We start from the raw sequence: 19855 nt of genomic DNA on the forward strand, positions 1-19855 counted from the left end.
TTACACTGAGGGATTATGGATTACTTCTAAAAAGGAGAGGAGAAAGAATTATGAAGAACATGAAGCGCTATTTCTCAATCTTCCTTGCGGCTGCTCTTGTGATCGGCCTGATACCGACGGTTTCATACGCGGATGTAAATCAGGAGGAAGAGAGCCGGGAGAGAGTGGTTGCGGCCGAAGAAATGGAGGGAACGTCGCGCCTGGATCAGAAGGACTTTACGTCCGAAGGCCGCCCTCAGGCTCCGCAGTATGAGGAAGATGAGATTGTAACAGTAATTGTGGAGCTGGAAGAAGCACCTGTTATGGACTATTACGGGATCAGCGCTTATGCCGCATTAGATTCCGATACATCAGCAGGCGAGGCAGTTTCAAAGTTTTTGGGAACCCCGGAGGCCCAGCAATTTTCCCGGGAGATTGTCAGCAATCAGCAGGCTGTGATTTCTCAGATGTCAGCACTGACGGCAAATCCTAGAACAAGATCAGCGGCCGGCTTAAACGTGACTGCTCAGTGGTCGGTTGTATTAAATGGATTTGCGGCAGAGATTCCTTATGGGAAACTTGAAGAGGTCAGACGGCTCGACGGTGTAAAAAGAGCTTATATAGGCCATGTATATGACAACCCTGAACCGATTGAAAAAGCTGCTGTAACAGAAGGAAAGCCCATACATACTTACAGCTACGATATGGTTGGGATTGAAAAGGTCTGGAAAGAAGGCTATACAGGCAAGGGTATGCTGGTAGCTGTTTTGGACAGCGGCCTGGATATTAAGATGTCCTATGACGGCAGTGAAGTAGTGCGTGTGCACGAGGCTTTTGATGATAATTCCTTTAAGAGCGGGGATCCTGCTGATGCAAATTCCGGCTGGGAGCTTCGGTATACTGACGAAAGTCTGGAGGCTTTCCTGGAAGACAATCAGCTGGTTTCCACTACCAAGGCAGATGGAGGTAAAATTGTTTACTCTAATAATGCCTTGTATAAGAACCGCAAAGTGCCGTATGCCTGCGACTATGCGGATGTTGATCTGCATGTCCTTCCAGGAGACAGCGACCATGGAACACATGTGGCCGGGACTGTTGCAGGATATGCAGCTACAGAGGAAGGCGTTGTAAAATTTTCTGGTGTTGCGCCGGACGCCCAGATTCTGGCGATGAAGATTTTTCCTGACGCAGGTGGCGGAGCGCAGGAAGCCAGTATTATCAATGCGCTGGAAGACTCGGTCAGGCTGGGGGCTGATGTGATTAACCTGAGCCTTGGTTCTGACAATGGATTTGCAGAGGACGATACAGCGCAGCATGATTTGTATGCCCGTGTGGAGAAAGCAGGCATCGTGATGATGACTTCCGCCGGCAATTCCGCGTATTCCTCCCAGAGCAACAATTATGGCGGAGAAAGCCTGGCTAAAAATCCGGACACTACTATGATGTCTTCTCCGGCCATCTATGATACAAACCTGAGCGTCGCTTCTATTGATAATCAGGTGGCGGGTTATTCCTATTTTACATGGAAGGATGGCAGCGGCGCAGAAATAAAAGTAGCTTTCCAGGATCCTTGGTCTGTGGCAATGAAGGCTGACTTCTCTGATAAAGAGTATCCGGTTTGTCTGGTGGACGGATACGGCACGCCGGAGGATTACGCTGCCGCTGGTTTTAATAATGGATATAATGGAGGTAAGGACGCTATTGCGCTGGTTAAGCGCGGGGGTGAGATTTCCTTTGTTGATAAAATTAATAACGCAATGAGATACTCCGGCCTGAATTCCCGGGGAGAGCGTTATGGAGTATTGGCTGTTATTGTATACGATGAGGACCCGGAAGGCACAGAATTAATCAATATGGGAGTGGAAAATACCAGTCTTGATTCTGCGTTTATTTCCGGCAAATCCGGTGCTGAAATGGCAAAAGCCCTGCAGTCAGGCCAGCAAGTGGCGATTCAGGTTGCGAAAGAGGATATGTTTATAGAAAATCCTACCGCAGGAGAGATGTCTGAATTCAGCACATGGGGAGCGGGTCCCGGCCTGGAGCTGAAGCCGGAAATCACAGCGCCCGGCGGAAATATCTGGTCCACTGTATTGGATAGAATTAATACAGAAAATGAAGGCTATGTGGGCAGCTATAAAATGATGAGCGGAACCTCCATGGCTGCGCCCCATATGACAGGAATCGGCGCGCTGCTGCGCCAGCGCGTGCTGAAAGAGGCGGCATTTGCTTCTCTGCCTTCGTCTGAGCTGAATGACGTGATCAGCCAGATACTGGTGAGCACAGCGCTGCCTCAGAAAGATAAGAACGGCGTATACTATTCCCCCAGGTCACAGGGAGCAGGTCTGGTAAATGCCGCTGCGACAGTGGAGACGCCTGCCTATATTACAGTGGACGGACAGACAGTGGGTAAGCTGGAGCTGGGAGATGATCCGGCAAAGAGCGGGAAATATGATGTGGCGTTTACGCTGAATAATATTTCCGGCCAGCAGGTATCTTATGATGCTGAAGTTGTATTAATGCGCCCTTTGACCGGAACGACACAGAATCTAAAGGGTGAAGACAGGGCTGCGATTCTGCATTCTGATAAAGTGATCCGCACTATTCCTGTAGGGACGGTAACCGCTGCGCCCAACAGCACTTCTGACTTCAGGACAACAGTTGCCCTGACTGATACGGAGAAAGCGGAGCTGAACAGCCTTTTTGAAAACGGAACTTTCGTTGAAGGATTTGTAATCCTTAAGGATAACACGGGCAGCGGAAATGCACAGCTGGGCCTGCCTCTGCTCTCTTTCTATGGAGACTGGACAAAAGCGCCTATTTTTGACAGCGCCGTATGGTTTGATGAGCCTGAAGACGGAGAAAACGTACAGAATAACGAGACCTCCTGGGGAGTCAGCCTGATCGGCAGTACACTGCGCAATGGAAATGAAGTGGTGGGCTATATCGATCTGGGACAGAACATGTTCAGTACTGAGACGGTTATGTCTTACAATAAGGATAACATAACCATTTCACCCAATGGAGACGGTTATCTGGATTATGTTGATGATTATATTCTGTATCAGCTGAGAGATGCCCGTCTGCTGGTGGTAGAGGTAAAGGATGCGGAAACCGGCGAGATCTACATGAAAGATGGCGCGGGTTATGCATTCCGTACAGTTTATAATGCAAACTATGGTTTTGTATTCCCCTTCAGCCTGTACGGCACCGTTCCTCCCTGGGACGGAACAGATATGGAAGGAAATGTGCTGCCCAGCGGGACCAAGTGTATATATTCCGTTACTGCATATGGGGACGGTGATTACGGGCAGAACGTTTTTGATGAGGAAGCGGGCCGTGAGGTTACTGATTTTGAATCAGTGCTTTCAGGAAAATATACGCCTACTTTCAATGGGCATGCTATGGATATGACGGGTGATGTAATCGAATTCCCGATTGTAGTGGATACTGTGGCGCCGAAACTGAAAAACAATGCGGTCAGCCTGTATGAGAAGGATGGGCGTATTTATATAAAGGGAACTGTAGAGGATGCCGACGGTTCAATCGCGTCTGTTCAAATTGCGCCTATAGTACTCCGCTCATATGCAGAAGGTTACGGCGATCCGAGTTACAGCGAATCCGGAGTGGACTACAGCAATGCTTTTTACAGCAATGTTGTCTATGACGGCGGAACAAAGACTGTAGATTTTGAGGCGGATGTAACAGAGTATGTTCATAAAATAGAAAGCTATCCCGGAGAGAATAATATTTACAACTTTGACTGGACGGGAAATGTTGTAATCTCCTGCGGGGATTATGGCGCAAATGACCGGAGCTATGCTGTAAAGGTGGATGCCACAGAGGGAATCGTTCTTTCCCAGACGTCGGCGCTGCTGCACCCCGGCGATGTATTTGAACTGAGCGTTAATGACAATACCGGTATGGAGAACCATACGCTGACGAGAACTTCCAGCGATCCGGAGGTAGCTACTGTTGATGAATTTGGTAAAGTAGTGGCAAAGAAGCCTGGCCAGACACTGATCACGGTTTCTAATGGATCAGCCTCCGCAGTTTGTGTGGTTGCAGTGGAAGAAACTCCCGGACGGGTGGAAAGCTTCGACTTGTCTATGGACAAATTCAGCGGTTTGAAGTCAAATGGCCAGCTGGTTGTTAAAGTTCAGAATCTGCAGCCTGCGAATGCGAAAATTGAGACTGTCAGATGGGCGACGTATGAAGATGATGAGTTTGCCGAGGAATACGGCGCGGGTCTGATTACAGTAGGTCAGAATACAGGGGATGGATTATCAGGTTTTGTGTATCTGACGCTTGAAACATCTGAAATGATAGAAGTGCCCGGCGGGCATGGCGTGTTGAAGGTTACGCTGGACGGTGTGGAGAGGTCCATGGATATTGATTGGGATGCTCTTTACAGTTCAAGGGACGAGGATGGACTGATTTCCGGGTTAGACTATCAGGATCAGGCAGTCTATGTGAATTTGGGCGAGTCGGCCAGACTGCTCGCAAAATACCGGCAGAATTCCAAGCATCAAATAAATGAGGTGCTTACAGATTCGTTGAAGAACGTGAGACTGGAAGGCCCGGACTTCTTCTATGTCGGAGGCAGTTATGAAGGCAAACTGATTGCCGAACCGGGATATACATTGCCGGAAACTGTAAAGCTCTATACCGTTTATCCTGACGGGTATGAAGTAGAGATGGTGAATTATTCCTGGTATCATGTTTACAGCTATGATCCCGCCACAGGCAGTCTTGTCATAAACTACTGTCCTTCCGGAGCGGATAACAAAATTCGTATTGTTGCGGAAGGGGTTAAGGCTGTGGAAACTCCCGCCGGCACATCTGCCAATGAGACAGAAACAGAATCAGAATCAGGGAAAGCTGCAGAAACAGGCGCAGCTGAAAGCAGCACGGGAACTTACGCATCTGAGCCAATGGTCCTGAGCGATACTGTTTATGAGAGGCCTGACGGAGTTTATGGTCCTTTTGACTGGAAAGTAACAGACGGCAATGGAAAACTGATACTGCAGGAAGAAACAGTAGGAAATATCTCGGCCACTGTTGCAAACTATACGCCTTCCGAACCTGGAGTCAGCTATATTACAGCGACTTCTAAGGATGGAAAATATTCTGTTAATTTTGCTGTGGTATGTGAGCCTGTTAAACCGGACACATTAACAGTGGAAGAGCATGATGTGGAGCTGAAGGCAGGCGAGACAAAAGTGTTGGAGGCTGCTCTCTCTCCTGAACCCACTCTGGAGCAGGATACTGCGCTGACCTGGACCAGCTTTGACCCTGAAGTTGCGACAGTATCCGAAGACGGCACGCTTACTGCAATATCTGAAGGCTATGCATATGTTAAAGTAAACGTGACTACAGATAACAGAGTGACAAGTTATTTCCGTGTTCATGTATTGCCGGGTGATAAAGTGGAAGCCCCCGAGATCGTGGAAGGAATGAACAGCACATGGACTAAGGGCTCCGGAGTAAATCTGCTGTTCCGCACCAGCGCAGAGAATTTTGAGTATGTGACAGTTGACGGTGTGAAGATTGATCAGGCAAATTATGTGACCGGCAAGGACGGCTCTGCGGTAGAACTGACGGCTGCTTATCTGGAAACGCTGTCTCTGGGTAAACATAAATTGGGTATCGTATCTGCGGATGGAACTGCAGAGACAGAATTTACAGTGAAAGAAGCGGATGATCCGACCAAGCCTACGGATCCCACCAAGCCGACAGATCCAACGAAACCTACGGATCCCACCAAGCCTACGGATCCCACCAAGCCGACAGATCCAACGAAACCTACGGATCCCACCAAACCTACAGATCCCACCAAGCCTACGGAACCGGATGTGACGGATCCTACAGAAAACTCTACGGAAGCTGTTACGCCTCCTACCGGAGATGATACAGGAGTTGCTTTCCCGGTGGTGCTGCTGATTGTGGCCTGTGGAGCAATGGGTGGATGTTTGGTAGTCTTTAGAAAGAGAAAACAGAATTCCTGAAAAGTCAGCAATGACTGAGAAATAATGAGAGCGTCCTAAAGGCTGTAAGGCCGGAGGGACGCTTTTCGGTATTTGGATCAATATCCCCTTGTAACTTCAACCATCTTATAGTAAACTATTTTTAGAAAGCAGATACCCGGGGACAGAACGTTCCCGGGAAAGACTGCGTTCTGAAGAAGGAGCAGAGAGGATACGGAGATGAAGATCGTGGCAGGACTTGGAAATCCCGGCGCCGCGTACGCCGGAACGCGGCATAATATGGGATTTGAAGTAATAGATATTTTATCAGAAAAGAGCGGAATCAGTGTGGACGCCAGGAAACATAAAGCTCTGATTGGAAAAGGTGTGATTGGGGGAGAAAAAGTAATACTGGCCAAGCCCCAGACTTATATGAACCTGTCAGGTGAAAGCCTGCGGGAGATTATGGACTATTATAAATCGGGGCCGGAAGATCTTATTGTAATTTATGACGATATCAGCCTGGAACCGGGGCAGCTGAGGATCAGAACAAAAGGCAGCGCCGGCGGGCATAATGGGATCAAGAGCATTCTGCAGCATCTTGGAACGGATGTATTCCTGCGAATTAAGGTTGGCGTGGGAGAGAAGCCTCCCAGAATGGATTTAGCGGATTATGTGCTGGGAAGAATGGACGGAGAGGACAGGACCCTGGCCCGTGAGGCGCAGGAAACTGCGGCAGAGGCTGTTTCAGTATTGCTGGAGGATGGAGCGGACGCGGCGATGAACCGCTTTAATGCCAAAAAGAAAGCGTAGGGCAGAGATGGCGAATCAGTTTTTCAGTCCTTTGGATGAATTAAAGGATTATACGGACCTGAAGGAGGCGCTGCTGAAGAGAAAAGGGCCGGTACAGGCCTGCGGGTGCATGGACTCCCAGAAAGTGCATTTTGTAAATGAACTGGGAAGAGGATGGAAATTTCAGCTGCTGGTGACCTACAGCGATATCCGGGCCAGAGAGATTTTCGAGGACTACAGGCAGTTTGCTGACCGGGCCATTCTTTACCCTGTAAAGGACCTGATCTTTTACAGCGCGGACTTGCAGAATAATCAGCTGGAACGGGAGAGGATGCAGGTGCTGCGGCAAATGCTGGAAGATCGGGGCGGCGTGGTGATAACTACGATGGACAGCCTGATGAACGAGCTGCCTCCGCTTTCTGTTGTTTCAGATCATGTAATGACCATTGCGGAAGGGGAGGAAGCAGAGCTTTCTGTACTGTCGGAGCAGTTGGTAAGGATGGGTTACCGGCGGGTGGTTCAGGTGGAAGAACCGGGACAGTTCTGCGTCCGGGGCGGTATCTTGGATATTTATGGGCTGACCCAGGAAACTCCCTGCCGGGTGGAATTCTGGGGAGATGAGGTGGATTCTGTACGCTGCTTTGATGCGGAGAGCCAGCGTTCTACCGAACGGCTGGCTGAGGTCCGGATTTACCCCGCGACAGAAATGGTGATTGAACCGGAGATGCTGGAAAACGGCATGCAGCGGATCAAGGAAGAGATGGAGAAGACCTGCAAAACGCTGAAAAGCGCCATGCGGACGGAAGAAGCGCACAGGCTGCGCATGATTACGGAGGAGACTCTGGAAGAACTGGAAAACGGGGGACTGCCGTCAGGCTTGGAAGGATATCTCCGATATTTCTTTGATAAGACTGTCACTTTCCTGGATTACTTTCCGCCGGAGGAAACCATGATCTGCTTGGATGAACCGCTCCGCCTAAAGGAACGGGGAGACGCGGTGGAGACGGAATTCCGCGAGAGCATGAGCCACAGGCTGGAAAAAGGCTATCTGCTGGCTGGGCAGACGGAGATCCTGGAGAGCACAAAAGCAGTGCTGGCCCGGCTGGATCGGCCGACTACCGTGATGCTCACCGGCCTGGACCAGAAAATCCCTTTTATTAAAACTGACCGGAGATACAGCATCCAGGTTCAGAACATGAATTCCTACAGGGACAACTTTGATCTTTTGATCCAGGACCTGAAACAGTGGAGAAAAGAACAGTACCGGGTGGTGCTGCTCTGCGCCTCCAGGCTGAGAGCGGAACGTATGGCCCAGAATCTTCGGGATTATGAGTTAAGGGCCTTCTATGCGGAGGAACCGGATAAGGCGGTCACTCCCGGAGAAATACTGGTGACCTACGGTAACCTTCATCGGGGATTTGCCTATCCTGCGATCCGGTTTGCGGTGATTACGGAAAGCGATATTGTCGGGAAAGCAAAAAAGAAGAAAAAGCGCCATGCAGCCTATCAGGGACGGGCCATCGGGAGTCTGTCAGACCTGAAGGCCGGGGATTATGTGGTGCATGAGACTCACGGCCTGGGTATTTACCGGGGAATTGAAAAGGTTGAAATGGACCGGGTGGTAAAGGATTACCTGAAGATAGAATATGGGGACGGCGGAAACCTGTATATCCCGGCCACCCAGTTCAACCTGATTCAGAAGTATGCGGATTCCACGGCAAAAAGGCCAAAGCTGAACCGGCTGGGGAACAATGAATGGAGCCGCACAAAATCTAAAGTCAAGGGAGCGGTCCAGGAAATTGCGGCAGAGCTGGTTAAGCTGTACGCTGCCCGTCAGAACGGAAAAGGTTACGCCTATATGCCGGATACGGTCTGGCAGAAGGAATTTGAAGAAATGTTCCCCTATGAAGAGACGGATGACCAGCTGGCGGCGGTGGAGGCTGCCAAGCATGATATGGAAAGTGACAAAATCATGGACCGTCTGGTCTGCGGAGACGTAGGGTACGGAAAGACAGAAATCGCAATCCGGGCGGCATTTAAAGCCGTACAGGAAGGCAAGCAGGTGGCTTTTTTAGTGCCTACCACCATTCTGGCGCAGCAGCATTATAACACCTTTGTCCAGAGAATGAAAGATTTCCCGGTGAGGGTGGAACTGCTTTCCCGTTTCCGGACGCCGGGGCAGATTAAGGCAGCCCTGGCGGATCTAAAGAAAGGCTTTGTGGATATTCTCATCGGGACCCACAGGATTCTGTCAAAGGATGTACACTTTAAGGATTTGGGCCTGCTGATTGTGGATGAGGAACAGCGTTTCGGCGTTACCCACAAAGAAAAAATAAAGCAGATGAGGGAAAATGTGGACGCGCTGACACTGACCGCCACCCCGATTCCCAGGACCCTGCACATGAGCCTGATCGGCGTGCGGGATATGAGCGTGCTGGAGGAAGCGCCCAGCGAGAGGGTACCGATTCAGACATACGTGATGGAATACCAGCCTGAGCTGGTGCGGGAGGCCATAAACAGGGAATTGGCCAGAGGGGGACAGGTATATTATGTTTATAACCAGGTGAAAAACATCGACGAGATCACCAACCAGGTGGCAAAACTGGTGCCGGAGGCGAACGTGGCGTTTGCTCATGGCCAGATGCCGAAACATCAGCTGGAGCAGATCATGCTGGATTTCATCAACGGCGAAATTGATGTGCTGGTGTCCACAACGATTATTGAAACGGGACTGGATATTTCCAATGTGAACACGATCATCATCCATGATTCGGACCGATTCGGCCTGTCCCAGCTGTATCAGCTTCGCGGCCGTGTGGGCCGGTCCAATCGCACGGCTTATGCCTTTATTATGTACCGGAGGAACAAGCTGCTGAAAGAAGAAGCTCAGAAGCGGCTGGAAGCAATCAGGGAGTTTACCGAGCTGGGCAGCGGAATCAAAATTGCGCTGAGAGATCTGGAAATCCGCGGGGCCGGAAATATTCTGGGGGCCCAGCAGCACGGCCATATGGAAGCGGTGGGTTATGATCTTTACTGCAAGATGCTGAACGAGGCAGTGCTGGCCCTGAAAGGGGAAACGGTCCAGGCGGAAGAATTTGACACTTCGGTGGATTTGCCGATGGATGCGTATATACCCTCTTCCTATATCCGGAATGAGTATGTGAAGCTGGATATGTATAAACGGATTGCAGCGGTGGAGACGGAAGAAGAATATATGGATATGCAGGATGAATTGACGGACCGCTTCGGGGATATCCCCAAGGCTGTGGAAAACCTGCTGAAGATCGCATTGCTGAAAGCAGAGGCGCATAAAGCCTGTATTACTGAGATTTCCGGAAACAAACAGGAGTGCCGGATCATCATGTACGGAAAAGCCAGGGTGCAGGGAGAAAAAATACCGGAGCTGCTGGCAAAATACCGGAACCAGCTGAAATTTACGGCGGCGGAAAACCCCTATTTCACATTTCTGGACCGGCAGCATAAGAATCCTGACGCGGAAAGTATGCTGTTATCCATAAAAGACTTGGTGGCTGACATAAAAGGACTGCTGGAAGGATAAAAAGTAACTGAAGAGTTTTTCAAAGAACAGGAGGAAAAAATGGAAAAGAGAACGAAGAGAAGAAGAGGTTTGGGACTGGCCGCGGGGATTTTTCTGGCTGTGGGGCTGCTGGCGGGGTGCGGCGGCGTAAAGGCGGAGGATTTGATGAAAGAAGCCAGTGAAAACGCTTCTAAGGCCTCGTCGGTAAAAGGCAGCATGGATATGGACATGAAAATGGGCGTCAAGCAGAGCGGGATTTCTGTGAGCCTGGATCTGGGAATGGATATGGACATAGAAGCGGTCAATGATCCTGCTCAGATGCACATGAAGGGAAAAATGACCATGAGTCTGATGAACATCAGCGCGGATATGGAGTTGTATATGGCGCTGAGTGAAGACGGCAAAAAGCTGACCACTTATGTGAAAGCAGCCGACCAGTGGACTGTGCAGGAAAGCGAGATGGATGAAAACGCGGCGGACAGTCTGGATGTTATGGATTTTTCCGCCTATATAGAGGAAGCCGGTGATTTTAAGCTGCAGAAAGGGACGGAAGAGGTCAACGGGAAAGAGGTCTATGTGATTAAGAGCACCGTTGACGGCAACGCCATAGCTGCGGCAGAAAAGCTGCTTGGGGATGCTATGGAGCAGATGAAGGGGATAGACTATTCGAAGCTGAAGGTGGACTGCACATTTAAGATATTCAAAGATACTAAATTGCCCGCGTCAATCTCCATGGAAATCAAAGAAGGAATGGGAATCCAGATGGACGTGCAGGGTGCGGAAGCTTCTTTGGACGGAATGTCCTTTACAATTAATTATGACGAGTACAATACTGTGGATTCCATCCAGATCCCCAAGGAAGCTCTGGATGAGGCGAAGGAATCCAATAATACCTCCGGAGGAAATTCCTTTGGAAAACCCAATGCCGGGAATACAGATGAAACAGAGCCGGCAGAATCCGCAGACGGCGTTTATACAATTCAGGATTACGATGACAGCAGGAAATTTTCTGTGAAGTGTCCGGAGGGAATGGAACATAACGACTATACCAGCGAATATACAGCCTATTTCAGCGCCGATACAGACAACGGGTTTTATTCCGCAGCCTATTCGGCCGAGAAGCTGTCAGAATATAATTCCGAGCAGGACATCATTGATTACTTCAAAGAAGACCAGGAGTACTATGGGGAAGACGAAGACTACAGCGATATCGTTTATGAAGATGTGAAGGCATTTGCGGCTGATGGAAAAGAGATTAAATATATTTCTCTTTCCTACAGATTTATGGAAGATACGTATTATCGGGACTGGCAGGCATGGTTCGTGACGGAAGACGGATATGCCATGGTTTGCAATATAACCGAATACTCTGCGGAAGGCCCGGTATCCATGGTAGATGAAGAAATGATCGGCCGCCTGCTCTCCTGCTTTGTGGGGGATGATGGGAATGGCGGAATTGCATAAGGCAACAGTGAAAAAATTGTGTCTTTCTTATAAAATTCTTGCGGGATCATCAGAAATATACTATAATGGACAAGTATGCAGTACAATTTGGAGGTTATCATGAGAAACAGATGGAAAAAGACGGCCGCGGCAGCGGTGGCAGGATGCCTGGCGGCAGGCGTGTTGGCAGGGTGCGGCACGAAACATATTGATCCCGAGAAATATGCCACAACAGTGGTAGCGACAGTGGGCGATCAGAAGATCTACCTGGATGAAGCGAATTATATGCTGCGCGGGCAGCAATATGGGCTGGAGAATGTCTACAGTTCGTTTGGCTATGATATTGAGATGTTTTGGAAGCAGGCGGCGGATGATTCCACCACCATGGAACAGTACCTCAGGACAGCGGTGATGACAGAGCTGGTTCAGGAATATGTATTAAACGCTAAGGCGGAAGAACTGGGCGTTTCCCTCAGCGATGCGGATAAAGAAAAGATTCAGACCAGAATCGCAGAGGATGAAAAGCTGGAAGAGAAGTTCCTGACAGCCGCAGGCTTTACGAAAGAGCTGGCGGAACGGGTATATACCAACAACGCTTTGGCGGTGCGTGTTTATGAAAAACTGGTAGAGGACGTAGACACCGAGGTGGACGAAGCAGAGTTCAGGCATGTAAAGGCGGATTATCTCTATTTGAAGAACGCGACAGATGAAACCGGGTCCACTGCGGCCGCTACTACCGCAGCAGCCGAGGATTCCACCGAAGGAGCGAAAGACGACGGCTCCGCTGACGAAGCAGACGCAGACGAACTTCTGGAACAGCTGAAAGCGGCGGAAGGGGACGTGGATAAGGTTTATGAAGCTCATAAAGACAAATACGATACCCGTCTGAGCAAGGTTCTGGACCGTTCCATTGGAGAAACTGCAACAGAGGGAAATGACCTGTATGCCGCGATTTTTGAAATGAAATCCGGGGAGTATAAGAAGCTTTATCTGGAAGGCAAGGGCTGGTATGTCATCTACTGTGAAACAGATGATGATGAGGACGGAAAGCAGCAGGCGATCAAAGACGAAATTAACAACCGTAAATCGGAACTGTTTGTCACGAAGTATAAAGAGCTGACTGCGGACGGTCCGGAAATTAAAGTAGAATATGATATCTGGAACAGTATGGCCATTCTGGGCAATTCTGTATATGAAGCCCCCGAGACCACTGCGGATTCCACAACAGAGAGCAGCTCTGAAACCCAGACTACTGCCGCAGCAGAGACAACTGAGGCAGGCACTGGGGAAAGCACCTCAGAAACTGCAACTGCAGCCAAGTAACAAATTAAATTAGGAATGAAAGGACAGCAGCAAGATTTATTCTTTACTGCTGTCCTTTTTTGAGTTGGCATTTATTTGGTAATGGATTAAAGTATATTTAAAACATTGGGGTATTGGAAAATTATATTCTAAAAATTTATGAGAAGTATATAAAAGGAAAGGAAGAAATGATATTTTATTTGTGGATTTTATATTGAAAAAATCTCCTGATTTGATATAATTATTTCGTAAAAAGTTCCTTTTGGATAAGTTTAACGAAATGCTCCGGCCTTATGTGAGGGCGACACAGGCGATTGGGCGAGGGTTAAAGAGAGGAAGGAACAAAAGGGATTAACAGGGAAGGAGTTGCAGAAATGCGAAGAAGGAAAAAGGGAAAGCGGTTTTTGTGCGCAGCGCTGACAGCAACAATGGTGCTTACTTGTTTTGCACCGTCGCTGGACAGCACGGCCTGGGCGCAGGAGGAGACTGTGTCCGGCGCTGTTGAGACAGAAGAGCAGACCACTGTAGGGGACACAGGCACAATACCGTCTGCTGAAGAAACTGTACAGGGCGAAACTGGGACAGAGAGTTCGGCCGCTCAGAAAACAGAGGACGAAACAGAGACTTCCGGGCCTGCGGAGACGCAGAAAACGGATGGGGCGGGCTTATATGCTGCAGACAGCAATTTGCCCGGAAATGTGACAGGCCCTCTGGAGGATCAGGACGGGCTGGCCTACGCGGAAGGCGCAGTGACTTCAAAAGTGACCAACTGCGGTACTGTTTTTGAGCTGAATACACAGTGGAACAACCAAAATAAGCATCATGCTTCAATTAAGGACGCTCAGAATCTTTTCGGGCGCAAGGAATTCACGCTGCTGGCTGATGTGGAGATGCATTCTCCCAGCGGAGATCCGGGCACAACGGATCAACGCGCTGCCTTTACCATTGGAACCAATGCAAACAGCCTGCGCGTTCCTACCTGGTCCGGCAACTTGGGCTACGGCGGCAATAAATCGGGAATCAGCACTAATAATGTAGCGCTGAACGGCGGAATTGTTAAGGACGGCTGGAATGCCCTGGCGCTGGTGTATCAGGAAACCGGTGATGGAAACGGCGCGGTAACTGTTTACCTGAACGGCAAGAAGGCCGCGGAGGTAGCGGACGTAGGCTTCAGCCTGAGCACCATGAGCGGCATCACGGCTATGGTCGGGCGCTCTTTCTCCACCAGCTATATGCAGGAAGGCCGGTATGACAACATTGTGGTTGTGGACCAGGCCCTGGACGAGCAGACGGCTGTTGCTGAAACGCAGAAGCGGAAAACAGCCAAGGATAATCTGGTTGATACCGTAAAGCTGGAAGAGGTTCTGGAAGAGGCAAAAGCATACCTGAGCAGCGGCCCGGTCCTGGATACGACGGAGCTGGAAGCCATGGTGGCGGAAGCGGAGGCCATTCTGAACGGTTCCGCAGCCGATGTGGACCAGAACCGCATCGATGAACTGGCAAATAAGATGACCGGAGAGCTGAGCAGGCTTAAGCCCATCGACATCATCATCAAGGGCGAAGATGTAGAAGCGGCGGCTCAGAATGTGAACGGCCTGACCTATAAAGGCTGGGGAATGCTCAACGGCAACAGCACCAGTAATCTGCTGCTGGATTATAAATCAGAAAATCCGGAGCAGTACTGGGCAATGATGAATTACCTGTTCGGCGGAGAGAATCCTTTGTTCTCCCATATTAAGATGGAGATGGGCAACGACGGCAATAACTCTACCGGTGCGGAAGCATGCACCATGCGTTTTGAGGATGAAGAGGCCGACGCCTCCAGGTCCCCCGGATTCGTAATGGTTGCAGACGCGAAAAAAATCAACCCTGATGTAAAGGTAAGTATCCTGTACTGGGAAATGCCTAACTGGGTTAAAAACAAGTGGAATAATAATACTGATAACCAAGGATATGAGGCATTGTACAAATGGTTCAGAGAAACTATTTTTGATGCCTATGAGAAGTATGGATATGTGGTGGATTTTGTAAATCCGGATAAGAACGAGACCTCCAATCCAAATGCGGCCTTTATTAAATGGTATAAAAACCGCGTCGCGACAGAGACGGAATTCCCGGCCTATATGGATGAAAGCGCCCGTGAGGCCTATCACAACATCCGCATCATCGCATCGGATGAGAATAAATCTCTGAATATTGTTCCCAAGATGCGGTCGGACGAGGATCTTTATAATGCAGTGGATATCATTGGCTTCCATTACCGCACCAATGCAACAGACGACTATGTAAAGATGGCTGATGTGGACGATAAAGAAGTGTGGTACAGCGAAGCCTGCGCAACATTCGGTTATTCTGAACTGCAGGAAAACAAGACGTCTGCCTACGGCTACAAGAGCATCGGCGGCTATCAGGGACCTCTGGCAATGATCGACGGTTATCTGAATTCCTTTGCCGCCTCCAGAAGGACCCATTACATTTTCCAGCCTGCCATCGGAAGCTTCTATGAAGGAATCCAGTATGGCCACAAGGAACTGGTCAGCGCCCGCGATCCCTGGTCCGGCTATATCCACTATGATCCGGCCTTGTATATGATCGCTCATTTCAGCGCCTTTGCCAAGACCGGTTGGGAAAACAGCGACAATACGGCAGGGATCTGGCGTGGAATTCCCCAGTCCAGCTTCGGCTCCTTTGGAGGAAGCGATAATGAACACCAGACAGCGGGAATTAACGGAAACGCCAGTTATATGACGCTGGCCGCTCCCGACGGAACAGATTTTTCAACCGTTTTTATAAATAACACACAGAACGCGAAAACCTTCCGCATTACGTCTGAAGGCCTGAAGGTAGCCGGAGACGCAAAGCTGCGCGTATGGGAAACAGCCACGGACAGCTATATGGCGGATAAGGGACTGGTGTCCGGAACCGATGGCGTGTGGTATGTATCCGTACCTGCATACAGTGTGGTAACAGCGACTACACTGACAGATACCAAGCCTCTGCGTGTACCCGAAGAGGGAATACATAATGAAGACCGCGATGTGCTGGATACAGACAGCACAGGCAGGAAAAACAATGTGACTACAGATGAATATCTGTATGCTGACAACTTTGATTATGCTGAAGAGCCTGACGTTGATGTTTATAACGCAAAAACAGGCAGCAGCAAAAAGACAGATTACCTGGAATCCCGGGGAAATGAGCCCAGATATTTGCTGGACAGCCATGGAGCCTGGATTGTGGAAAACGGCGAACTGGTTCAGAAGCTTTCTGCAGGTATAAACCAGTGGAACGGCGGAGATCCCATGACCATGCTGGGAGATTTCCGCTGGATGAATTATGCCGCCAGCGTGGACGTGACGAAGCTGACAGGATATGCGACCCTTGTGATCCGCAGCCAGGGCGGTATGGGAACCAATGACGATGGTTATGCGCTTACCGTAAAGCCTGACGGCAGCTGGAATCTGAAGCGCTACAGCACAGTCGTGGCCCAGGGCAATGTGACGGCAGCAGATTCCTATCATCTTACCATGGAAGGACGCGGTTCCGCGATCCTGGCTTATATCAATGACGAACTGGTTGTGCAGTATGTGGACAGCCAGCCCATGCTGGCAGGCAGAATTAAACTGGCCAGCGGATGGACAGAGACACATTTTGACAATCTGGAAGTTAAAACGCTGAAGGGGTATATTCCTTATGCTACCTCCATGATCGACGGACAGGACGATAGTGTTGTATATGAAGGCAGTTGGAGTATTGACAATCCCGGAAGCGGAAGCGCTGATAACTGGTACCGCACGATCTCCAAGAACACGGCGGCTGGCGCAAGCTTTACCTTCCCTGTAAACGGCACAGGTTTCGCGCTGATCGGACCGAATTCCGCAGGCGCAGAGCTGGATATCTATGTGGACGGAGTTCTGAAGGATACGGCTGCGATTCAGGCCGCGGGCCGCAGATACGAAGTTTATACAATGACCGGCCTGAGCAATGCCAAACATGAAGTAAAGGTTGTAGTGAAGTCGGGAACGCTGTCTTTGGACGCGCTTTACAGCTATGCGGACAGAATCGGCGGCGTTACAGATAAAGCCAGCCTGCAGGAAGTATATAATAAATATAAAGATACCCAGCAGGGCAATTATACAGAAGCTACCTGGAATGCGTTTGACGCAGCCAGGACAGAGGCTCTGAACGCCCTGGAGGATGAGAACGCGACTCAGGAAAGAGTAGATATCGCGCGAGTGACATTGATCAGCACTTATGAGAATCTGCTGGAGCCCAATACAGAGGACCCTCAGGAAGAACCGGTATTTGCGGCAAATTCTGCTAACGCCTATAAGGGCCTGATCCTCTATGGCAACTCCGCGGGCACGATTAAAAACGGCGGCCGCCTGACCCTGGACGGCAGCACAGGAACCTATGCTGCAATTGACCCGAAGGCGCTGAGCTTTGACGGAAGAGATACCTTTACTGTATCCTTCCATGTGAACAGTCAGATGAGCAGCGGAAACTTCTTTACCTTTGCGGTAGGCAAGAACGATCAGCAGTATCTGTTCGAACGTGTGAGAGGCAAGGATGCATATGTGGCCATCACAAAAGAAAGTTATGGTAAGGAAGAAAAGATCAGCGCAACAGCAGATCAGACCTATGTGGACCGCTGGACCACGATGACGCTGGTGGTAGAGCCGGATAAGATGACTCTTTATGAGAACGGAAAGGCAATCGGTACAGTTGAAAAGACTGTTCAGGTTCTGGACTTCGGCAAGAACGTACAGGCTTATCTGGGACGTTCCTTCTACAGCGGCGACGGCTATTTCAAGGGGAGCTTCGATGAAATTGAAGTATTCAACCGGGCGCTGAATGCGGAGGAAGTCGGAACCAGATATACACCCGGAGAAGATGAAGCGGTTAAGGTCATATCACCTGCAGCCTGCAAGGCTGTAGCCGTAGGCAAGACGCCTGCTCTGCCTGAAACAGTGACGGTAGAGACTTATGGCGGGGAACAGGTAGAAGCTGATGTGAAGTGGAACCTGGAAGCTGCTGATTTCTCTAAAGCATTTGAAACCGTGATTGTACAGGGAGACGTGGTCGGAACCTACCTCAGCGTGAGCGCACAGGTAGAAGTTGTTCCGGAGTCTACAGTTTACTTTATCGATACGGTCGAGGCAAGCCCCAAGGCAGACGCTACGACAGAACCTTTTGCAGCGGTAAAAGCGCTGTTGGGTGATCAGCTGCTCAATGGAGTTTCTGATCAGTTCAAGACAGACGAAAACACCTGGGGACTGGTGGACCGCGATGCCGGAACGAAAGGCTACAGTGGAACAGCAGATAAAGCAGCAACTGGTATATACGGGAAAAATAATGAAGTTGGGGAAACGCTTTCTTATGACTTCACTCTTCCCGCAGGAACGTATACCCTGGTTTCCGCTCACCGCGAGTGGTGGAGCATGAACCGTCCCATGGCTGCAACATTGACAGTGGGAGATCAGGTGACAAATGCAGGCAACATTTCTATAAACTCTGGAAATGTGAATGCAACCAATGTGTTCCGGTTCACTTTGGAAGCGGAAGAGACCGTGAGGTATACGGTAACATCCACGGGAGACCAGGCGCCTGTAATCAGCTGGCTGGCTGTGGTCAAAGCATCTGGGACTCCCATGATTGCGCAGACAGTTGAAGAATTGACAGAGGTTCCTGAGAAGCTTCAGGATAAGTATGCGTCACTGGATGAAATGAAGGAAGCAATGCTTGCAGAGGCTGGCAAGGCGCTGGACGGCGATGTAACCGGATACGATCTGTACAATATCCGGATTACTGTCAGCAGAGACGGAGGGCTTACCTGGACTGAGGCAGATAAGAATGATCTTCCTGCAGGGGGAGTAGAAATAACATTTAAGTATCCTGAGGGAAGCAGTGCAACAGAAGATTATCAGTTTGCAGTTGCCGGAATCTGGGATGGAGAAGTTGGCGTAAATGTCGGAAGCAGCCTGGTATATGGCAATGACGGCATAACAATGAAGGTACTTTCTGAAGGCCCGGTGGCAGTCACCTACTTGAAGAAAGAAGAAACGCCTACCGAAACAGACCCTACCGAGACCGAAACGGATCCTACTGAGACAGAGACAGATCCCACAGAAACAGATCCTGACGAAACAGAAAGCAGTTCCGATGCTACAGATCCTGACGAAACAGAGAGCAGTTCTGACGCTACTGACGCTACAGATCCTACTGAAACCGAAACAGAAACGGAAAGCAGCTCCGATTCTGAAGGGACAGTCGATACAGAAAAACTGGAAGAAGCGATCGGAAGGGCTGAAATGCTGAAAGCAGCAGATTATACTGCAGAAAGCTATTCCAAAGTGGAAAAGGCTTTGAATGAAGCAAAAGCAGCTATGGAATCTAAGGATCAGGCCAGGATTAATAAAGCAGCAAAAGCGTTGAATGATGCGATTGATGCACTGGTTCCTGCTTCAGCAGAGAGCAGCGTGCCGACTCCGGATACAGGAGATACCACCAACTTTAAGTGGCCGTTAGTCGTGATGATTATCGCCCTTATCGTAGTGGCTGGTTCTGTGGTGGCAATGCAGATTGTCAGCAGAAAGAGAAAGAAAGATAAAAAATAATTTTACAGGTACAAGAAAATAAGCTGAAAAAGGGCGCCGTTTTTAAGGGCGCCCTTTCTCTGTGCAGCAACATTTTGTGCGCAAATAGACAAAAGCAAATTTCCGGCCAGTCAGAATCAAGCGAATCCGCTTACTTTTTTTAGAAATAAAATGTACTTTATTCCTGAAACCACCGGTTCCTATTGAATAATTCCCGGTTTGATTTTATAATAGGGTATACT

The 19855-nt window shown here is 49.6% G+C and carries 6 protein-coding genes; all 6 read left to right on the plus strand.

Annotated elements, in window-relative coordinates:
• Positions 1 to 50: 50 nt before the first annotated feature.
• The 6 genes from EV209_RS11430 (at position 51) to EV209_RS11455 (ending at position 19634) form a co-directional block, all read left to right on the plus strand.
• Positions 51 to 5984: a S8 family serine peptidase gene (locus tag EV209_RS11430; protein ID WP_165388912.1), complete on the plus strand. Its 5934-nt coding sequence runs from the start codon at positions 51 to 53 to the stop codon at positions 5982 to 5984.
• A gap of 198 nt (positions 5985 to 6182) precedes the next feature.
• The gene (pth, locus tag EV209_RS11435; protein ID WP_130435594.1) at positions 6183 to 6755 is read left to right on the plus strand and encodes an aminoacyl-tRNA hydrolase; all 573 of its coding nucleotides are present in this window, start codon (positions 6183 to 6185) and stop codon (positions 6753 to 6755) included.
• A 7-nt stretch (positions 6756 to 6762) separates the two neighbouring features.
• Positions 6763 to 10293 (plus strand): transcription-repair coupling factor, encoded by a 3531-nt coding sequence (gene mfd / locus EV209_RS11440; protein ID WP_130435629.1) that lies wholly within the window; start codon positions 6763 to 6765, stop codon positions 10291 to 10293.
• A 39-nt stretch (positions 10294 to 10332) separates the two neighbouring features.
• Positions 10333 to 11736, plus strand: coding sequence for a DUF6612 family protein (locus EV209_RS11445; protein ID WP_130435595.1), 1404 nt, complete (start codon positions 10333 to 10335; stop codon positions 11734 to 11736).
• Between the two features lie 99 nt (positions 11737 to 11835).
• Complete coding sequence (locus tag EV209_RS11450; RefSeq protein ID WP_165388913.1) at positions 11836 to 13038, plus strand: SurA N-terminal domain-containing protein; 1203 nt, start codon at positions 11836 to 11838, stop codon at positions 13036 to 13038.
• A gap of 353 nt (positions 13039 to 13391) precedes the next feature.
• Entirely contained in the window at positions 13392 to 19634 is a 6243-nt protein-coding gene (locus EV209_RS11455) for a LamG-like jellyroll fold domain-containing protein (protein WP_130435597.1), read from the plus strand.
• The last annotated feature ends 221 nt before the right edge of the window (positions 19635 to 19855 follow it).

Source organism: Cuneatibacter caecimuris, from assembly GCF_004216775.1.
GTDB lineage: Bacteria > Bacillota > Clostridia > Lachnospirales > Lachnospiraceae > Cuneatibacter > Cuneatibacter caecimuris.

What these genes read in the sequence shown, in the direction of transcription:
- EV209_RS11445 (WP_130435595.1), top strand. Translation starts at nt 10,333, where the DNA reads ATGGAAAAGAGAACGAAGAGAAGAAGAGGTTTGGGACTGGCCGCGGGG.
- EV209_RS11430 (WP_165388912.1), top strand. Translation starts at nt 51, where the DNA reads ATGAAGAACATGAAGCGCTATTTCTCAATCTTCCTTGCGGCTGCTCTT.
- EV209_RS11455 (WP_130435597.1), top strand. Translation starts at nt 13,392, where the DNA reads ATGCGAAGAAGGAAAAAGGGAAAGCGGTTTTTGTGCGCAGCGCTGACA.
- pth (WP_130435594.1), top strand. Translation starts at nt 6,183, where the DNA reads ATGAAGATCGTGGCAGGACTTGGAAATCCCGGCGCCGCGTACGCCGGA.
- mfd (WP_130435629.1), top strand. Translation starts at nt 6,763, where the DNA reads ATGGCGAATCAGTTTTTCAGTCCTTTGGATGAATTAAAGGATTATACG.
- EV209_RS11450 (WP_165388913.1), top strand. Translation starts at nt 11,836, where the DNA reads ATGAGAAACAGATGGAAAAAGACGGCCGCGGCAGCGGTGGCAGGATGC.